The sequence below is a fragment of the Acinetobacter junii genome, from assembly GCF_018336855.1.
Classification (GTDB): Bacteria; Pseudomonadota; Gammaproteobacteria; order Pseudomonadales; family Moraxellaceae; genus Acinetobacter; species Acinetobacter junii.
Genome location: NZ_CP059558.1, coordinates 2,821,028 through 2,839,355, shown reverse-complemented (window position 1 = coordinate 2,839,355; position 18,328 = coordinate 2,821,028). Strand labels below are relative to the sequence as shown.

Sequence of the window (18,328 nt, the reverse complement as noted above, 5' to 3'; positions counted from 1 at the left end):
TTTTACTTTTACCCCAGTATAGGTGAAAAAATTAGATGCTGAAATAGTCGCCATCTGTATATCAGATGGCATCAACATCAAGGAAACAGATTCGATCGCAAGCTTTCAAGACGTTGTTGATACTGCTTTTGCCACTCAGTTTCGGAAAGCTGAGACTTGAGCGGTTGCATTTCTTGTTGCAGTTGTTTGAGTGCCTGTTGATATTGATCCACTTTTTGCTGCTGCTGTTGTTCACGTTGTTGCTTAAATTGCAGGTCTAATTGCTCTTGTTGTGTGAGATAGCGTTGTTGTAACTCTTGTTTTAGACGTTGAGTTTCAGCAGTTGGTTGTTTCTCATCAAGTAGCTGAACCGCTTGTTCATAACGAGCAAAATTATCCTCTTGCTCCATTAATCGAGGATATTCTTGTTGAAGCGCTTCTAATGCAGCTAATCGTTGTTCAGGATTCAATTGCGTATTCTGTTTAAGTTCCGCATAAGCAAAACGATAATCTGCATATTCACGTTCTTGTCCAAAACCTAAAGCTGCTTCATCTTTACCTAGGGTTTGTTCTCTTAGTTTCCAAATTGCATCAAAGCGTTCTTTAGGGGATAGCGCCGTTGATAATACTGTACTTTGCATTTGCTGTTCATATTGCGGCATACGCTTCAATAAATTTTGCACAGTTTGAGCAAATTGTTGATCAGGATAGGCATTAAGCGCTTTTGTTAATGCAGCATTGCAGTCATCTAAATGGCAACTGGCTCGGTATTGATTTAAAAACTGGTTAATATTGCCTGGATTTTTTTGTAAAGCCTGTAACTGTGTCTGTAATGATTGTTGCAATATCTCATCCTTACTTATGTTTTGCATATCATTTGAATTAGACACAGTGTGATTGGAGGACTGTTCATTTTTGGTTTGTTGCGTAGCAGCGGAAGAGGCGGTACTCTTCCAAACTGCAAACGCAATTAAGACCAATAGAACAATAAGGCATGTGATCCATAGTCTTTTATTCATAATACTTCCTACTTAGGGGCCATAATTAAAATGTCCCATTACTGGGAAGTGATCTGATAAATCCCAAGTCATATAAAGCGGATCTGCGGTAGAACGTAAAATACGAACGTCATTGCGAGATTGAATAGGCTGACGATGTGTATTTGAAGAAACGACATAATCTAAATATTCAACCGTTGTTCCACCCGAACCAGCTGCGCCAGCTAATTTGTTAACACGTGGGTCAAAAGTTGAAGCAGTGTAACCAGTACTGATTGGTGCAGTTGCATTAAGATTGGTCAGCATATCTTGATAATCTTGCGGCCATAAGAATTTATTTACATTAAAGTCACCACCCATTAATACCGCATCGAAGCTAGGAATATTCTGCTGATTAATTAATTGACGGATTTGTTTAAATTGGACTTGTCGTAATGCACGTGCTTCATCTGTATCGAAGGAAGCCGTGTGGGTGGATGTTACGTGATAAGCTTTTCCATTTTTGATGATCTCAGCATAAATTACACCTTTGTCAGCAAAACAATCTGTTCCTGTACAATCTGGATAAATCATTTCAGCTGTTTTTACGATTGGATATCGACTTAAAACAAGGACACCACTGTCATATAAGTTATAGCCTGAACCAACTGGAACATGGGTTTGATATGGATATTGTTGGGCCAGTTGATTCAGCATACTAGTCCGTGATGATGAAAATGCTTCTTGAAGCAAAATGACATCATATCCATTTAAATGATTTGGTAACTCTGCTAGGCGTTCGCTAATTTTGCTTGCAACCATAGGCAATGCATAAATATTGTATGACAGTACTTTTAATTCATCTGCGCTATTGGAAACAGGTTCTTGCACTGTGTTCTGGTGAATTGTGTAGTGGAAATCATCATATCCACCCGTATATTCAGCTTTGACCGCAGCCTGAGCAGATAAGCCTGCATAAGTTGTATTAATTCGATGAATTGCTCGATCAGAATACCATGGAGATGTCGTGGTTGCTGTTTGAATACCATGCTTGATCGTACTACCTGTCCAAGTACCTGTCATGGTTTGTTTGAGCGTTACTTGTGAGTTTCCACTCGTTACAACCGTGTCAAAATTATAGGTTTTACCTGATTTTATGCCTGTGTATCGATTTATACGTAGCACGCGTTTAGTCTCATAGGGTGCGATTTGTGTCGCTTCTTGAGCCCACTCGTTTCCAGCTTGCAAAATATGCGTCCCAGTTTGAGTGATATGTAAGGATACTGTTTGAGGTGTTGTATTCGTGACAAATACATAAGAATCAGCATATGCATTTTGTGCAGATACGCCACCTGCTAAAAGCATAACCCCAGCGGCAAATTTAAAGCTGTCCAGCTTCATCGTTCTTCTCCGTTAAATTTAATTATTCGTGAACAAACTCCTTTTCATAATCTTTTAAATTTTCGTTTTTGAATATTTTTTGGATTATGATTTGTTCGAAAATAATCATAATTGAAAAATATTTCTAATTCATTTAATTTTTTTTACCATTCATCTGAATTTTTATGATTTATCTTGTTGTTTAAGAATATTAAAAATTGGATAAGTAGGGTTTGTTCTGAATAGTTGGGTTATTTGAAATACTTCAAAAAAGAAAATTATAGAATGTGGATTTTCGAAATTAAAAAAGCTCTGACAAATTGATCATTCATCAGAGCTTAATTTATGCGTTATGAATTATGCTTGATCAGCTTCTACGATTGCTGCGCTTGCTTGTTTAAGGCTATATAACAATTGACCAAGTAATACGTCTTTGTTGCTTAAAGTCACCATAACCATTGGGTGGTGGGGGGCAGGGATTGAGGTCAGGATCGCCTTACCATTTTCTGCATCTAAAGTAATACTTTGACAGCCAGTAAGTTGAATCTCTTTTAAAAAGGCACTCACCATAGCCAGAATAGAACTACTCACCGCAGCAAGCTTAGTACTATTATATGGATTCTTCTTATAGATGGATGCCAATTCAAAACCATCTGTAGAGCAGAGCATAATATAATCAATGCCACGAATATTCATCAATATGTCATTGGCTTGAGCTTTAGCCAAATGGATCAACTCCTTTGGCGCTGTACGTTGTTGACTTGGAATGCTGAACATAATTCTTCTCTTTCAAAATGATTAATTCGTTGCTCTCAGATTGACTTCTAGTGCTGCAATCAGTGATTCAATCATCAGCAGAATGTGTTCTTGTTTTCGGGCATCAATAAAAAACAGTGGATATTGATACTCATTTTGAATTAACCAATCTCGATAAATTGAAATCGGTTGCCCTTTATTTTCATCAACATGCGTGATGCCGATCGAAATATTTTGTGTATAGTCTTTAAAAGTATCTAAATAGCCTTCTAGCTCCTCTAGAGGAACTTTACTATTATGATCAACCAAGATAATTACACCCAAAGCACCTTGGCAAATAACTGGCCAAATGAAATCGAATCGTGCTTGTCCAGGTGTTCCATAAAGTCCAATTTTAACACCGTCATCTAAAGTAATTTCACCATAATCAATGCCAACAGTTGTTTGCATTTTATTATGTGCCTGACTGTCTGTATTAAATGCTTCGGTTGCAAGCACAGGAATTTCGGAGAGTGATTTAATCGCTTCAGTTTTACCTGCACCCATGCTTCCTGCAAATACAATTTTATATTGTTGAAGAATCATAGAATTCCTTATAGCCCAAATCGGCGTCGGATTTTGCCGAAAAACTTATTTAAAAAGCCTTGTTGTTCGTTAGAGGCTTTGGTTTCCTCTAATTTTAAATAATGACTTTCTGACGCTGGGATAACACCGCCATTATTTGAAATAATGCATGCGGAAATAAATTGTTGAACCGTTTGAATAGGGAGTTTGAGTTGTGTAGCAACCTGTGAAAGTTGAGCTCCTTGTATAAAACATGCTGAAAGTAAAAGTGCAATTTTTCGATCTGTGCTTTGATGTGGTTGAGGCCAATACTCAATTTTGTAATATTCGTTTTCTTTAGGCGATAGCTTTTGAAATTCAGAAGAATGCCAAAAAAGATTCCATAACCAGTCTTGTAAGTCATATTCGACTTTACGAGAAACCTTAGTAAAATCAGATGTAGTAGCAAATTTATAGTTAAAACTATGATTTGTTTGTGTATTTAATCGAGTTGGCTCTAACCATGCAATTTGGCTACGTGTATCAATGATGGCTAAAGTGCCATGATCATCAAAGATGTGTAATCTTGCATTTTCTGGATTAAACATTTCAGCAAGAAATTTTTCATTTATTGCATCATGTTCTATCTTCAATTCATTTGTAGTTTGTTGTGGTTGGTGACTAGCCAAATAACTTAATAATCGATGTTGAATCCAGTTTTTTAATGCATCCCCTTGCTGAAATGGCAGATAAAGTGTGTTGTTTTCTTCTATAGTTGATGAATCGTGATGTCCTTTAGATACTTTTAAGCAGGGTAATTGTTTTTCTTTAATAATTCGTTGGATACCTTCAGTATCAAAAAAATTTTCATTTATTAGTAGCAAGTCTATATTTGGATCGGCTATGTTTATCCAATTAATGCCAAATTCATTCGGTATTGTTTTTCTAAGTTCTATTTTTAATTCGTCTGAAACTTTTAAACTTATACCTGAAATTGCGATATTAATGCAATGTCCATTCATAGTATCACTTTAATGTTTTATAAAAAATTGGACTGCACAAAATTAGTCATAATTAATGACTAATAATAGACCTCTCATATATTTTTATATTTTAATTGAATATAAAATATACAAGAAGTCTAGTATATAATGTAACTAGATAATACTAATTAAGCAAAATCTAATTCTTTTTCAAACGTTTTAAGTTCGTGACGAGCCATAGCAAGGTTTGATTTGCTGCGGTCTAAAACAAGATAAAGGAACAAATTGCCATTGCTTTCTAGAGGACGAATAAGGTGATAAGCCTTACCTAAAGTAATCAAAATATCTTCGATATCATCGTTAAGTTTCAATGAGTTAGCTACACGACGCTTTGCGCGGATTACTTCTGTATTACCAGCTGCTGCTAGTTCTAAATCAATTGATCCCCCACCTTGAGTTGCTAGTGCTAAACCGCTTTCTGTATCTACTAACGCTGCTGCAACGAACCCATCAATATTTGTTAAGCTTTCTAGTGAAATTTTAGCCATGATATTATCTCTACTAATACATCTTGTTTATGAATTTATATTCCCTACTTTTGTTTTAGATTATTCTTCAAAAGCAGTTAATATCATTATAGGAATCTATATAATTAAATCAATTGGGCTTTAAAATAATTTAATTCACAAGATGGCTGTAAATTGACAATTTTTGTCAAGCTATCAAAATAAAATAATAATTGAGGATTATATTTTAATTTTATTGTGAGTTATTTCACATAAATAAATGGGTTTAAGTAGGTTTTTTGATTGTAAATAAATGTAAATAGAATGTTAATTAGACAAGCTTAAAGATTTTTTAAGAAAAATAAGAATGCTTATAAGATATTGATTCAGCGGGTAATAAATACCCGCTGAATCTTTCTGACGTGTTTAGTTGATCATTAATTGACTGTATGAACAATACATAAATAGCAAAATGACCAATGCAACAAATGGTGAAACAATGTACGCCCATTTTGGCGAGTCAATCATGTTTGTTTCATTTTCTTCAGTAATGTCATTATGATGCGGTTGTGCTTGATTTACCATTTGATTGAACTCCTGCATGGTTGCTTCTAATGAAATATCTGTTTGCTCAACTGGTTTTGAGCCAATTAACTCATTTAATTGAGCACTTGACCAAACCCAATCATCTGCCTGGCCAGAAAGATGTTCGATTTGTCCTAATAACAATTCTGACATCCCAATTTGACCAAAATGACCTGTTTGATCGAGTTGATTTAATTCATTGAGTTGAAGAACAAGAATCTCTGAAATACTTGTTTCTAAGTCATTGGGAGCTAGTGCTGACTGGTTATGTTGTGAGGTCGTAAGGTGCCTAGCAATTTCTTGTATATACAAAGGATCCGCAGTTTGGATTTCTTGATATAGTTTCTTAGCGTTTTGCTTCCAGAGACTGATTAGGCGAGCAAGTGCAAGAGCATTGATCTCCTGAATGAAGACAGCCTTTTCTTTTACCGAATACTGATTTAAGAGTTGAGGTTTTTGAATTTTTATTTGTTCAGCAAAATATTGGACTAGGTCAAACGCCATATTCGATTTCCTTTTATTTTAATCTAAAATTCTAAGGGACGGTTTTTTCTTACTTGGTTCAGCAACTTCTATTGATGGAGCTGTTTCAGCAATATTGTTTGTTTCTACAGCATCATATTCGCTTGGGTCAAAAAATAACCCCTGACCATTTTCTCTAGCATAAATGCCCAAGACAGCTTGAATGGGAACGTAAATGTCTTTTGCTACACCACCAAAACGCGCTGAGAAAGTAATTGCCTTATTACTCATATGTAATTGATGAATAGCATGTGGCGCCAAATTCAAAACAATTTGACCATCTTTCACAAATTGTAAGGGCACTTCGGTATGAGGTTGGGTTGCGTCTACGAGTAGATATGGTGTGAGTTGGTTATCACAGATCCATTCATAAATTGCGCGTGCAAGATAGGGGCGTGTAGGGCTGAAATTCAATTGCTCTGACATAACTTATAAGCTTATTAAATCGTTGAAATTAACTCATTGTAGCTGTTTTTTTCTTGTGCTGTCATTGATTTGATAAATGCTGGTCTGTTGAAGACGCGGTGACAGTAAAGAAAAATAGGGCGGCAATGCTGTTGGGGTAATTCAATCCCCATGTTTTTAAGTCGTAAAAAAATAGGGGCTAAGATACAGTCCAAAATCGAAAATGTTTCGGACATAAAAAAAGGGAAATGTTGAAATAAAGGGGTTAGCGAAATAAGCGTATCTCTTAGCTCTTTTTGTGCTTTTTGCTTAAGTTCTAAATTCAATGTGTCTGCATGTTTTAGCATGTGATCAGCAAGTTTGAACCAGTCTTGTTCGAAACGCCATATATATTGACGTTGTTCGGCTCTTGCCATCGGTGCGTCAGCATACAGCTTATTTTGACGATATCGATCATCTAGATATTCTGAAATTACGGTAGCTGAAAATAATTTTAGATTTTGTTCAATCAGCATTGGTAATTGATTGTAGGGGTTAAGATCAGCGAGATCTTCATCTTCATGATCCGTGATAATGAGCTGATATTTAATCTGCTTTTCAGCGAGTAAAAAGCGAATCCAATGTGAGCGGAAATCATCTGCATGACTATAAAGTGTAATACCTTGAATAGGCGTATTTTCGATGTTCATTTTCCAAAATTGAGCTGAGTCAATCGGGTAGAATACTAAAACTGAGCAGTAAAATCACGGGAACTTTAATGATATCCCTTTGATCTATAATTTTGTGTGATAAAAAATTATGCTCAGATAAATTTTATGCCAATTAAAAACATGCCAAAAACAATGAAACAACTGTATTCAGCTATTCTCTGTATTGAGCAGGATCCTGAACATGTGAAAGGTGCCCAAGAATTAACATTGGATCCTAAATTTCCTGACGTTGGTTTAAAAGGCACTTTTGGTTTATTTGGTTCCGACGCGTGGATATCTAATCTCAAGAAAGGTGTAATTCCACGACAGACAATTATGGGGCGTATTGTCAGGGTTTATGCAACCAATAATATGGATGGATGCCGTAAACCAAATGTTATTGATATCAAAGTCGATGAGTCGAATGAGATTTTTATGGAATGGATGCATTTAAATGTTAAGTCGCAAAAAAATATTATCGAGTCGGAAAGGAAATTCACATCTCATACTATATTGAGGAATTAAAAAGTGTAGATGAGCAAACAGGGCAACATGATCAATTGAAGTGTGTTTATGAGATTTATGTAGAAATTTAATATGATGATTAGGTCAATAAAAAAACCTCGGAAAAATCCGAGGTTTTTGTCCAATTCGTAAAACGATTAACGTTTAGAGAATTGAGGACGTTTACGAGCTTTACGTAAACCAAGTTTCTTACGTTCAACTTCACGAGCATCACGAGTAACGAAACCAGCTTGACGAAGAGCAGGTTTTAAAGTTTCGTCAGCAGCGATCAATGCACGAGTAATACCGTGACGGATAGCGCCAGCTTGACCACCAATACCACCACCTTTAACAGTGATGTAAAGGTCATATTTTTCAGTTGCTTCTAAAAGCTCTAAAGGCTGACGCACAACCATACGAGCAGTTTCACGACCGAAATATTGCTCTAAAGTACGATTGTTGATTACGAGTTTACCTGTACCAGCTGATAAGAAAACACGTGCAGTTGCGGTCTTACGGCGACCTGTACCATAGTTAGTAGCCATGTGCTGTATCCCTTAGATGTCCAAAACTTGTGGCTGTTGAGCTGTGTGAGGATGCTCAGCACCAGCATACACTTTCATTTTCTTGATCATAGCATAACCAAGAGGACCTTTTGGCAACATACCTTTTACAGCGCGTTGGAAAATTTCTTCTGGTTTGTGAGCAACTAACTTTTCAAAGTTAGTTTCACGGATACCACCAGGGAAACCAGTGTGGCGATAATATTTCTTATCTAGAGGCTTGTTACCAGTTACTTGAACTTGTTCAGCATTGATAACAACGATGTAATCACCAGTGTCAACGTGAGGAGTATAAGAAGTTTTGTGCTTACCGCGTAAACGACGAGCGATTTCAGTCGCAAGGCGACCTAAAGTTTTGCCAGAAGCATCAACAACGTACCAGTCGTGTTGAACTTCAGCTGGCTTAGCGCTGAGAGTTTTCATTAACCACTACCTATTATAGTTGGTTTGAGCAAGGAATCGCCCAAACAAAAGGAGACCGAATTCTACATGAATTAATTGATCATCACAACAATAATCCTTTGGAAATGTCATATTTTGTGAATATTCGACCAGTTTTGTAATGTTATTAAAATTAAGTGTCAGAAACGAATTTTAGCTTGTTAGGGACTCAAAACTGCCCTATTATTTTTATACCAAATATTTAAAAAATAGAAGTACTTATATGTTTTTTGGGGGAATTTGATGGACTCGTCGTTTTTTTTAAAAATTGCCATAGCTGTCTTGCTTTTACAGTTAAGCATAACCCAAACACATGCTCGGAAGCTCTATAAATGGGTGGATAGAAATAGTATTACAAATTATTCAGAATTTCAGCCGAAGGAAGGGTCGACACGCAAACTTGAGGTTTTGGAAAGCCGTGGTAATGAACATGTTGATCCGATGATGGCTGTCACAGCTGAAATGAAACCTATCGAAATTCCAGTTGATCCGATGAATCTTCAGGGAACATCGAGTTCAGCTGCTGCAACTCAAACAGTGAAACCTTCGACTCAAACTGTTGTGAAACAAGGAGTGCTTGCTGCTCAGCCTTATACAACTCCAATGAGCAGCACAGTTGTATCAAATGTAATTGAGAAGAAAGAATCACAGACTGAGCTTGTTCAACAAACTAGCGATAAAAAAGAAACTCCGATTAATCCTGTGGCTGATAAAGCTGCAAGTACTGTAGTTGTGACTGAGAAAACTGCGAATACAACGATCACTATTGAGAAAAAGGAAAAGCCACAAGCAATCGTGGTTGCTCAACCTGAGAAAAAAGATAAGCCTAAAATTAATCCTTGGACGAGAACACCAACTTTCTCACCTTCTAACTTAGTGCCATCTAATTTGCCAAAAGTAAAAGTGCCTTAAATTTTGCTCAGATTATTTTTGATATTTCACTGAGTACCAAAAATAAAGCAAATGCACTCAATCAAAATTTAATAGCGGTATATAATGGTTAGAATTGAAATCAAGTTAGGTCTGTAAGATGCTGCCGTTATATGTCACGTCAGGTGAGCCAGCTGGCATCGGTCCTGATATTTGTCTTAATTTGGCAAATAGAGAAGATCTGCGTCCTGTTGTCGTTTTAGCTGATATAGATATGTTGAAACAGCGGATAGAACAACTCGGGCTTGAGGTTGAATTAGTTCTATACTCAGGTCAGACTGAACCGAGTTTGAATGGTCAATTATACGTCGAGCATATTGCTCTTGCTAAACCTGTCATTTTAGGCTGTTTAGATGCCGAGAATGCTTCTTATGTATTAGAACAACTTCATCGTTCAGCTGATTATGCCTTGTCTGGAAAAAGCGTAGGTGTTGCGACAGCTCCTGTACAAAAGTCGATTATCAATGATGCAGGCATTGTCTTTAGTGGACATACTGAATATTACCAAGAGTTTGCTCACGTTGATCGTGTTGTGATGATGTTAGCAACTAAAACTTTACGTGTAGCATTGGCGACAACGCATTTACCATTACGTGATGTTCCAGACGCTATTACTCAAGAGCGATTGCATCAAGTCATTGATATTTTGATTCATGATTTAAAAACAAAATTTAAAATTAACCAGCCACGTATTTTGGTATGTGGGTTGAATCCTCATGCAGGTGAAGATGGTTATTTGGGACGTGAAGAGATTGATGTGATCAATCCTGTTTTGGAAGAGTATCGTGCTCAAGGTGTCCAAATGAGTCTGAGCTTACCAGCAGATACTTTGTTTACCTCTGAAAATTTAAAAGATGCGGATGCAGTTTTAGCCATGTATCACGATCAAGGTTTACCTGTGCTAAAATCTCAGGGCTTTGGTGAAGCAGTCAATATTACTTTAGGCTTGCCATTTATTCGAACTTCGGTTGATCATGGTACAGCACTTTCTCTTGCTGGTACTGGGCAAGCAAAAGCGTCTAGCTTGCATGTCGCAGTTGATTTAGCACTTGATCTCGCTCGTGATTGATTAACGAGCCAATTATTCGCATTGGAATTATTATGTATCAAATTAATGCCCTAAACCCTAAAGATGAAGGGCATCAGGCTCGAAAACGTTTTGGTCAAAACTTTTTACATGATCAACGTGTGATTGCCAAAATTGTACGCTCAGTGAATCCTCGTGCGGGCGATAATATAGTTGAAATTGGTCCAGGTTTAGCGGCTTTGACTTCACCATTGATTGGTGAGTGCGATGCTTTAACCGTAGTCGAACTTGACCGAGATTTGGCAGCAGGTTTACCTGGTCGAGTACCACATCCTGAGCGACTCACTATTGTTGAAGCAGATGCTTTGAAATATGACTTTACCCAATTATTCCAAGAAGGGCGTCCGCTCCGCGTAGTAGGGAACTTGCCGTACAATATTTCAACGCCATTGCTTTTTCATCTCTTAGAGTTTGGCGATAAAGTCAAAGACATGCATTTCATGCTGCAGAAAGAAGTAGTGGATCGTATTACTGCCAAACCAAACACCAAAGAATATGGACGTTTATCTGTAATGATTCAGTATTACTGTAAACCAACGTTCTTATTTGAAGTGCCACCAGGTTCCTTTAACCCACCACCTAAAGTGACTTCAGCCGTGTTTCGTTTAGAGCCTTATGAGACGAAGCCAATTATTGCAAAAAATGAAAAAGCTTTGGCTCGCTTAGTTGGGCACGTCTTTACACAACGTCGTAAAACATTGCGTAATAGTTTGAAAGGTATGTTGGCGGAAGATGGCTTTGAAAAAGCTGGTGTAGATCCGATGGCTCGTCCTGAAACATTAAGTTTGGCTGACTTTGTGGCTTTATCTGACCAAATGGTGTCTTGATGTCTAAACGCTATAACTATGTGATTGGTGATGTGCAGGGTTGCTTTGAAGCATTAAAAGCACTTTTAAAAGAGATCCGTTTCGATCCTGATCAGGATTTTCTTTGGTTTGCTGGTGATTTGGTCGCGCGTGGTGAAAACTCGGTCGGTGTATTGCGTTTCGTCAAAAAACTTGCTGATCATGGTGCTGCTGCAACTGTATTAGGTAATCATGATCTGACCTTGATTGCCTGTGCACGTGGGTTTAAGAAAATCAAAGACAAAGATCGGACTCAAGATGTAATTGATGCGATTGATGGTGATGAACTAATCGATTGGTTGCGCAAACAGCCATTAAGTTTGTCGCCAAATGCCACTACGCTTATTACCCATGCTGGGATTCCCCATATTTGGTCAGCTGAAAAAACCGTGGAGCTTGCTCAAGAGGTGCAACACGCTGTCGGACATGAAGATCTGGGCGTTTTGGATGCTTTTCTGCGAGAAATGTATGGAGAGCAACCTGATTTGTGGACTGATGAATTATCGGGTGCTGAGCGTTTACGATGTATTACCAATTATCTGACTCGTATGCGTTTAACGGATATTGATGGACGTTTAGAGTTTAAATTTAAAGATGCTTTAGATGTTCCAATGCCTGAAGGGTTTAAGCCTTGGTTTGAATATGAGAGTTTGGCTGCGAAAACACACCATATTATTTTTGGGCATTGGGCAGCTTTACAGGGAAAAACAATTAACGCCAACATTCAGAATGTAGATGGTGGTTGTGTTTGGGGGCAGCAGTTGCTTGCATATCGTTTAGAAGATCAGCAGATCTTTGCGATAGATAATCCAATACAATAGTTTTTCTATATTTTATAAAATGCCCAGTATTTATCCGATATTGGGCATTTGTTGTTATAGCTTGTCAAAAAACTGTCATATCCTGATCATTAAAGTGTCAAAAAATATTTATAAGCTTTAAAGCATGAAAATAACGACACAAATGGATGGCGATATGCAAAGTACATACGCGACATCTCTTTTAGAGCAAGAACAGTTTCCTGAAAGCTTTAAGTTTTACTTTAAAAGGAAGCAACTTAAAAACAAACAAGATGAATTGTCTGAACTTCGAGATTTAGTTCGCCCACGTTTAAGAATCGCAATTGTTACTGAAACTTGGCCACCAGAAATTAATGGTGTCGCGATGTCGATGATGCAATTGTGTCAAGGATTACAAAGATTAGGGCATAAAATTTTATTGGTACGCCCGATCCAAAAAGAAGTATGTACAGAATTTCACCCTGATCAAGAGTGCTTAGTGCTGTCACAACCTGTACCTAAATACCCAAGTGTTCAGTTCGGTTGGCCACAATATCTTAAAGTTTCCAAAGCTTTTGAAAATTTCGCGCCAGATGTTGTGCATATCGTGACCGAGGGGCCATTAGGTTTAACAGCCTTACAAGCTGCGAAAAGTAAAAAAATTGCAGTCTCAAGTGGATTTCATTCAGCTTTCCATGATTTTAGTCGTTTTTTTGATTTGGCTTTTTTAGTCAAACCCATCCAGCGATATCTAACATGGTTTCATAACAGTACTGACGTAACCTGTGTCCCTAGCCAATTTACTGAACAAGCATTACGCAGTTTTGGTGTGACATGTCCGTTGGTTGTGGTTGGTCGTGGAGTGGATGTAGAAAAATTTTCGCCCAAGCATCGATCTCAAAAACTACGTCAAAGTTGGGGGGCTGATACAGATACTCGCGTGATGCTATATGTGGGTCGTTTATCTCCAGAAAAAGAAGTAGATGTTCTCATTAAGAGCTTTCATGCATTACAAGCTCAGCAAGGTTGCAATATTAAGTTTGTGATCGTTGGCGATGGTCCTGATCGTGTCCGTCTAACAAAATTAGCAAACTCAAAAGATATTATTTTTACTGGTAATTTGAGTGGACAAGATCTTGCCGCTGCTTACGCGAGTGCGGACGTTTTTACCTTCGCTAGTCAGGCAGATACGTTTGGGAATGTGGTTTTAGAAGCGATAGCAAGTGGTCTAGCCGTTGTTGCTTATGATTATGTTTGTGCTCATCAGCACGTCAAACATGGTCAGACCGGGTGGCTAACACCTTTGGGTAACACAACTGAATTTGTTGAATTAATCTGTAATTTACCTGCGATAACGCAATTGAGAGCAATGGGGCAACTGGCGAGTGAAAGCGTTCAGTCGAATAGCTGGCAGTATCCCGTACAACAATTAGAACAAGCACTGTATCAGGTCGCAAAGGAGTCTCCCATGACCGTGACCTAAGCAATTCTCATTAAGAGGAGAAAAAATATGAAATTTGAAAATGCAAAAATAAAAATGCTCGATCTCGATTTAAAAGGCTGTGTTTACCTTAACCATCTATCACAGTCACAACGTATTGCACTATTTTTTAAAACGATTAGTCGTTTGGGAGATGGACCATTTTGGTATGTCATGTTGTTGTCTGTTTGGACAATGCAGGGTTTGGCATACGGTCTGAATATACTCTATCTCGTTGTGATGGGTTCTATAGGGACACTCATTTATAAATTCTTGAAAAATAAAACGACCCGTCCTCGACCTTATCAAGTGCATCAGGTGATTGTACTAGGTGAGCGACCTTTAGATCATTTTAGCTTTCCTTCGGGGCACACTTTGCACGCAGTGATGGTGACAATCACATTAGGTTATATACAACCACTTTTACTCATTCTGATGTTGCCGTTTACCATACTGGTCGCTTTATCTCGTATGGTGCTTGGTTTGCATTATCCGAGTGATGTGATTGTTGGTGCGATCATTGGTGCATCGGTAGCTAGCACCATTATCTTACTCGCGCCAAGTTTTAACGTGATTTTGTGATGTTTTTGATGGTCATCACTATCTCTTAAAACACATCATTTGTTAAAGTACGTTCAATAATCACATTCTATTAGGTTAACTCATGGGTTTACGTTGGACAGATACGATTGATATTGCGATTGAACTCACTGAAGCACATCCAGATGTGGATCCACAATGGATTCGTTTTACTGATTTACATGCATGGGTTTGCGCATTACCAGACTTTAGCGATGATCCAAATAAGTCGACAGAAGGTTTGCTTGAAGCCATTCAAATGGCTTGGTTAGACGAAGTTCGTTAAAAATTTATCAGAAATCTCAGAACTTTTAGATATTCAAGCTGATTATTAACGATTACATCGGTATAATGCGGCAAATTTTTTTAGTTTACACATAATAGGAGTCAATCATGGCGATTGAGCGTACTTTATCTATCGTAAAACCAGATGCAGTTTCTAAAAACCACATCGGTGACATTTTTGCTCGTTTCGAAAAAGCGGGTTTAAAAATCGTTGCGACTAAAATGAAACACCTTTCTCAAGCTGATGCTGAAGGTTTCTACGCAGAGCACAAAGAACGTGGTTTCTTTGGTGATTTAGTTGCTTTCATGACTTCTGGTCCAGTTGTTGTATCAGTTCTTGAAGGTGAAAACGCAGTTCTTGCTCACCGCGAAATCTTAGGTGCTACAAACCCTAAAGAAGCTGCTCCAGGTACGATTCGTGCTGACTTCGCTGTAAGCATCGATGAAAATGCTGCTCACGGTTCTGACTCAGTAGCTTCTGCTGAGCGTGAAATCGCTTACTTCTTTGCTGATAACGAGATTTGCCCACGCACTCGTTAATCCAAAGTATTCAAGCCAGATAAGTGGTATACTACTTATCTGGTTTTTTGTTTTTTATAGATTGAATTGTGTGAATAATGCACAATATTTTCTAGTGCTGATATCGTTTAGGTAAATATACATGAGTTCTGCAGTGGTCGTTTCATCAGAAAATTTGGATGAAAAACAACAGTCTGTTTCTACATCTGTCGTCCAAGCTGCCGATAAAAAAGTAAATTTACTTGGCATGTCACGTACAGAATTAGAAGCCTTTTTTGAAGAATTAGGTGAAAAGAAGTTTCGCGCTGGTCAAGTGATGAAATGGATTCATCAATATTTTGTTACTGATTTTGCTGAGATGACCAATATCTCCGGCAAACTTCGCGAAAAATTAGAAAAAATTTGTGAAATCAAAGCTCCTGAAGTTGTACACCGTAATTATTCTAAAGACGGCACTCGTAAGTGGGTTTTCCGTGTAGGAGATGGTGAGGGGTCTTTAGTTGAGACTGTACTCATTCCAGCAGAAGATAAAACGGGTGCGCGTAAAACACTTTGTATTTCATCTCAAGTTGGATGTGCGCTTGATTGTTCATTCTGTTCAACAGGTAAACAAGGTTTCCAACGTGACTTAACACCTGCTGAAATTATTGGTCAGCTTTGGGTGGCAAATTATTCTTATATGGAAGATGTACCTGTAGCTGAGCGCGAAAGAACTGTAACTAATGTCGTAATGATGGGTATGGGTGAACCATTACTCAATTATGATGCGGTGTTGAGTTCTATGCAGTTAATGCTAGATGATTTTGCATATGGTATGTCTAAACGCCGTGTAACTTTATCGACCTCTGGGGTTGTACCGAAGATTGACCAACTCGCACAAGATATTGATGTTGCTTTGGCAATTTCTTTACATGCGCCAAATGATGAGTTGCGTAATGAATTAGTACCAATTAATAAAAAATACCCATTGGCACAGTTAATTGCTGCTTGTCAGCGCTATTTAGCCAAAGATGGTAATGAAAGCGCACGTCGTCATGTCACGATTGAATATGTCATGCTTGAAGGTGTCAATGATCAGCCTGAGCATGCTCAACAATTATTAAAATTATTAAAAAATCTTCCAAGTAAAATCAACCTGATTCCATTTAATCCATTTCCGCATGCGCCATACGGCCGTTCAAGCAGAAATCGTATTATTGCATTCCAAAAAACTTTGTCTGATGCAGGATTTGTGTGTACGATTCGTCAGACACGTGGTGATGATATTGATGCAGCATGTGGTCAATTGGTTGGGCAAGTTGCAGACCGAACTCGCCGTGCAGAACAATGGAAAAAGAAAGTGGCGCAACGACAAGAAATATTGCGTACACAAGGATAATCTTAGGGGAAAAGCGTTGAATACAACTCGACTAAAAACGATTTTAGCTACTACTGTTGTGTTTACTGTATTAGGTTTGACTGCCTGCCAATCAACAACGTTAAGAAAAGATCCAGAAAAGGCAGTACAAGTCCGAACTCAACTCGCTGCTGAATATATTCGAACACGTGATTTAGATTCAGCGAAACGCTCCCTTGATCAAGCTTTAAAAATTGATCCACGTGATGCTACTGCCAATATGATGATGGGTGTTTTGTTGCAACAAGAAGGCAGCAAACCAAACATGGAGAAAGCAGAAGCTTATTTTAAGCGAGCAATCTCTTCAGAACCCGATAATGCCCAAGCTCGTAATAATTACGGTACATATTTGTATCAAATGCAACGTTATAATGAGGCGATTGAGCAATTTACCGTTGCAGGTGCGACGTTAGGTTACGAACAGCGTTACCAATCGTTGGAAAACTTGGGTCGAATCTATTTAAAACTGGGTGATGTTGCGAATGCTGAAAAATCATTCAAGCAAGCCTTACAAGCAAATCGAAATTCGACAATTTCAATGTTAGAGTTGTCCGAAATTTTCTATTTGCAACAAAATAATAGAGATGCATCGCAACTTTATGAACAATACGTTCGTAATGTCGGGCAGAAAAATCAAGGTGCTCGTGCACTTTGGATCGGTATACGCATTGCTCGAGCGAATGCGGATCAATTAGGAATGCAAGTATTAGTGAATCAAATGCGTGCTTTATTTCCTGATAGTCCAGAATATCAACGTTATTTGCAATTACAGTACAGTACTGAGGCCGTATGGAAATAAATCCAAATTCACATCAGCCAACTGGCTCAACCTCACCTTCGTCTACGTTAGGAAATATTCAACGACCAGGTGAGTATTTGCGTCAAATTCGTATTGCACAAAAGAAAGAACTTGAAGAGATTGCAAACGTTTTGAATATGCCTGTTAAAACGTTAACGGCATTAGAGCAAGATGATTATAAATCATTGCCAGAAGCAACTTTCATCAAAGGTTACTATCGTGCGTATGCCAAATGCTTAAATGCAGATGCCAGTGTGATCATTCAACGCTTTGATGAAATCTACGCAAACGATACAGGCTTAAAAGCAAATCATGCTTTGAATAACTCTCCAATTAAAATTATGGGGAAACTTTCAGGCTCTAAAAGTGTACGTAATCGTAAATGGCTAAAACGTTTATCGATTTTAGTTGCTGTACTTGTTTTGGGGTGGTTGGCTGTAATGGCTGTACAGAACTGGACCTCAAGTCAAAAAGATGAAGTTGATGTACCAAAAGTGACGAATTCAGATGTTGAAATTCTTCCAATGGGTAATACCGTAACTACATCAGGTGATCAGTTGGTGCTTGGTTTTAGCCGTCCAACATCAGTTCATATTGTTGATGCGACTGGTAAAGTATTGGCAACAGGTCGTCAATCATCTACATTGACACTCAGTGGTGAGTCACCATTCCAAATACGTTTGGATGATGCAACTGCTGTGTCATTGAGTTTAAACCAAGAGCAAATCTCCTTATCTCCATACACCGTTAATGGAAAAGCAGAATTCCGTTTGTCTCGTTAATGCCAATTAGAGTA

General features: G+C 38.0%; 23 protein-coding genes. 12 read left to right on the top strand and 11 right to left on the bottom strand.

Translation table 11 applies throughout. From position 1 onward, the window contains the following. Positions 1–77: 77 nt before the first annotated feature. From H2677_RS13110 to H2677_RS13070, 9 genes are all read right to left on the bottom strand, one after another. Entirely contained in the window at positions 78–998 is a 921-nt protein-coding gene (locus H2677_RS13110; protein ID WP_212638716.1) for a lipase secretion chaperone, read from the bottom strand. A gap of 12 nt (positions 999–1,010) precedes the next feature. After that, positions 1,011–2,357, bottom strand: a complete 1,347-nt coding sequence (locus H2677_RS13105; protein ID WP_212638715.1) for a sphingomyelin phosphodiesterase — start codon at positions 2,355–2,357, stop codon at positions 1,011–1,013. A 336-nt stretch (positions 2,358–2,693) separates the two neighbouring features. Next, the gene (locus H2677_RS13100; protein ID WP_004950279.1) at positions 2,694–3,113 is read right to left on the bottom strand and encodes a roadblock/LC7 domain-containing protein; all 420 of its coding nucleotides are present in this window, start codon (positions 3,111–3,113) and stop codon (positions 2,694–2,696) included. Positions 3,114–3,134: 21 nt separating this feature from the next. Beyond that, on the bottom strand, positions 3,135–3,677 hold the full coding sequence (locus H2677_RS13095; RefSeq protein WP_004909026.1) for a GTP-binding protein: 543 nt from the start codon (positions 3,675–3,677) through the stop codon (positions 3,135–3,137). An 8-nt stretch (positions 3,678–3,685) separates the two neighbouring features. After that, positions 3,686–4,657, bottom strand: coding sequence for a hypothetical protein (locus tag H2677_RS13090; protein WP_004950284.1), 972 nt, complete (start codon positions 4,655–4,657; stop codon positions 3,686–3,688). A 149-nt stretch (positions 4,658–4,806) separates the two neighbouring features. Then, entirely contained in the window at positions 4,807–5,166 is a 360-nt protein-coding gene (locus H2677_RS13085) for a roadblock/LC7 domain-containing protein (RefSeq protein ID WP_004802620.1), read from the bottom strand. Between the two features lie 384 nt (positions 5,167–5,550). Further along, positions 5,551–6,213, bottom strand: coding sequence for a hypothetical protein (locus H2677_RS13080; protein ID WP_039047063.1), 663 nt, complete (start codon positions 6,211–6,213; stop codon positions 5,551–5,553). A gap of 18 nt (positions 6,214–6,231) precedes the next feature. Further along, complete coding sequence (locus H2677_RS13075) at positions 6,232–6,657, bottom strand: ClpXP protease specificity-enhancing factor (protein ID WP_212638714.1); 426 nt, start codon at positions 6,655–6,657, stop codon at positions 6,232–6,234. A 14-nt stretch (positions 6,658–6,671) separates the two neighbouring features. Beyond that, positions 6,672–7,325 (bottom strand): glutathione S-transferase N-terminal domain-containing protein, encoded by a 654-nt coding sequence (locus tag H2677_RS13070; RefSeq protein WP_168154341.1) that lies wholly within the window; start codon positions 7,323–7,325, stop codon positions 6,672–6,674. 126 nt (positions 7,326–7,451) lie between these two features. On the opposite strand from H2677_RS13070, the gene H2677_RS13065 reads away from it, so the two are divergent. After that, a complete protein-coding gene (locus H2677_RS13065; RefSeq protein ID WP_212638713.1) occupies positions 7,452–7,850 on the top strand; it encodes a hypothetical protein in 399 nt (132 codons plus the stop codon). Between the two features lie 137 nt (positions 7,851–7,987). On the opposite strand, the gene rpsI is transcribed toward H2677_RS13065, so the two are convergent. Both rpsI and rplM read right to left on the bottom strand, forming a co-directional pair. Continuing rightward, positions 7,988–8,374 (bottom strand): 30S ribosomal protein S9, encoded by a 387-nt coding sequence (rpsI, locus tag H2677_RS13060; RefSeq protein ID WP_004675485.1) that lies wholly within the window; start codon positions 8,372–8,374, stop codon positions 7,988–7,990. A 12-nt stretch (positions 8,375–8,386) separates the two neighbouring features. After that, a complete protein-coding gene (rplM, locus tag H2677_RS13055; RefSeq protein ID WP_004950297.1) occupies positions 8,387–8,815 on the bottom strand; it encodes a 50S ribosomal protein L13 in 429 nt (142 codons plus the stop codon). 261 nt (positions 8,816–9,076) lie between these two features. Between rplM and H2677_RS13050 the strand changes: the two genes are divergently transcribed. The 11 genes from H2677_RS13050 to H2677_RS13000 all read left to right on the top strand — a co-directional run bounded on the left by H2677_RS13050 (position 9,077) and on the right by H2677_RS13000 (position 18,314). Continuing rightward, positions 9,077–9,745 (top strand): hypothetical protein, encoded by a 669-nt coding sequence (locus H2677_RS13050; protein ID WP_212638712.1) that lies wholly within the window; start codon positions 9,077–9,079, stop codon positions 9,743–9,745. A 118-nt stretch (positions 9,746–9,863) separates the two neighbouring features. Then, positions 9,864–10,832, top strand: a complete 969-nt coding sequence (gene pdxA, locus H2677_RS13045; protein WP_168154340.1) for a 4-hydroxythreonine-4-phosphate dehydrogenase PdxA — start codon at positions 9,864–9,866, stop codon at positions 10,830–10,832. A gap of 32 nt (positions 10,833–10,864) precedes the next feature. After that, positions 10,865–11,677: a 16S rRNA (adenine(1518)-N(6)/adenine(1519)-N(6))-dimethyltransferase RsmA gene (gene rsmA / locus H2677_RS13040; protein WP_212638711.1), complete on the top strand. Its 813-nt coding sequence runs from the start codon at positions 10,865–10,867 to the stop codon at positions 11,675–11,677. Further along, entirely contained in the window at positions 11,677–12,516 is an 840-nt protein-coding gene (locus H2677_RS13035; protein ID WP_212638710.1) for a symmetrical bis(5'-nucleosyl)-tetraphosphatase, read from the top strand. The genes rsmA and H2677_RS13035 overlap by 1 nt, the downstream gene beginning before the upstream one ends. Before the next feature lie 124 nt (positions 12,517–12,640). Continuing rightward, positions 12,641–13,957 carry a glycosyltransferase family 4 protein gene (locus tag H2677_RS13030; protein ID WP_171191619.1) on the top strand — a complete coding sequence of 439 codons (1,317 nt, stop codon included), beginning with the start codon at positions 12,641–12,643 and terminating at the stop codon, positions 13,955–13,957. Positions 13,958–13,984: 27 nt separating this feature from the next. Then, positions 13,985–14,536, top strand: a complete 552-nt coding sequence (locus H2677_RS13025) for a phosphatase PAP2 family protein (RefSeq protein ID WP_004908998.1) — start codon at positions 13,985–13,987, stop codon at positions 14,534–14,536. Between the two features lie 82 nt (positions 14,537–14,618). Beyond that, on the top strand, positions 14,619–14,819 hold the full coding sequence (gene iscX / locus H2677_RS13020; RefSeq protein ID WP_004652532.1) for a Fe-S cluster assembly protein IscX: 201 nt from the start codon (positions 14,619–14,621) through the stop codon (positions 14,817–14,819). Between the two features lie 107 nt (positions 14,820–14,926). Further along, the gene (gene ndk / locus H2677_RS13015) at positions 14,927–15,358 is read left to right on the top strand and encodes a nucleoside-diphosphate kinase (protein ID WP_003654870.1); all 432 of its coding nucleotides are present in this window, start codon (positions 14,927–14,929) and stop codon (positions 15,356–15,358) included. 121 nt (positions 15,359–15,479) lie between these two features. Then, positions 15,480–16,715 carry a 23S rRNA (adenine(2503)-C(2))-methyltransferase RlmN gene (gene rlmN, locus H2677_RS13010; protein ID WP_125298602.1) on the top strand — a complete coding sequence of 412 codons (1,236 nt, stop codon included), beginning with the start codon at positions 15,480–15,482 and terminating at the stop codon, positions 16,713–16,715. A gap of 16 nt (positions 16,716–16,731) precedes the next feature. Further along, positions 16,732–17,532 carry a type IV pilus biogenesis/stability protein PilW gene (pilW, locus tag H2677_RS13005; protein WP_004908991.1) on the top strand — a complete coding sequence of 267 codons (801 nt, stop codon included), beginning with the start codon at positions 16,732–16,734 and terminating at the stop codon, positions 17,530–17,532. Then, on the top strand, positions 17,523–18,314 hold the full coding sequence (locus H2677_RS13000) for a helix-turn-helix domain-containing protein (protein ID WP_004950312.1): 792 nt from the start codon (positions 17,523–17,525) through the stop codon (positions 18,312–18,314). The genes pilW and H2677_RS13000 overlap by 10 nt, the downstream gene beginning before the upstream one ends. Positions 18,315–18,328 lie beyond the last annotated feature (14 nt).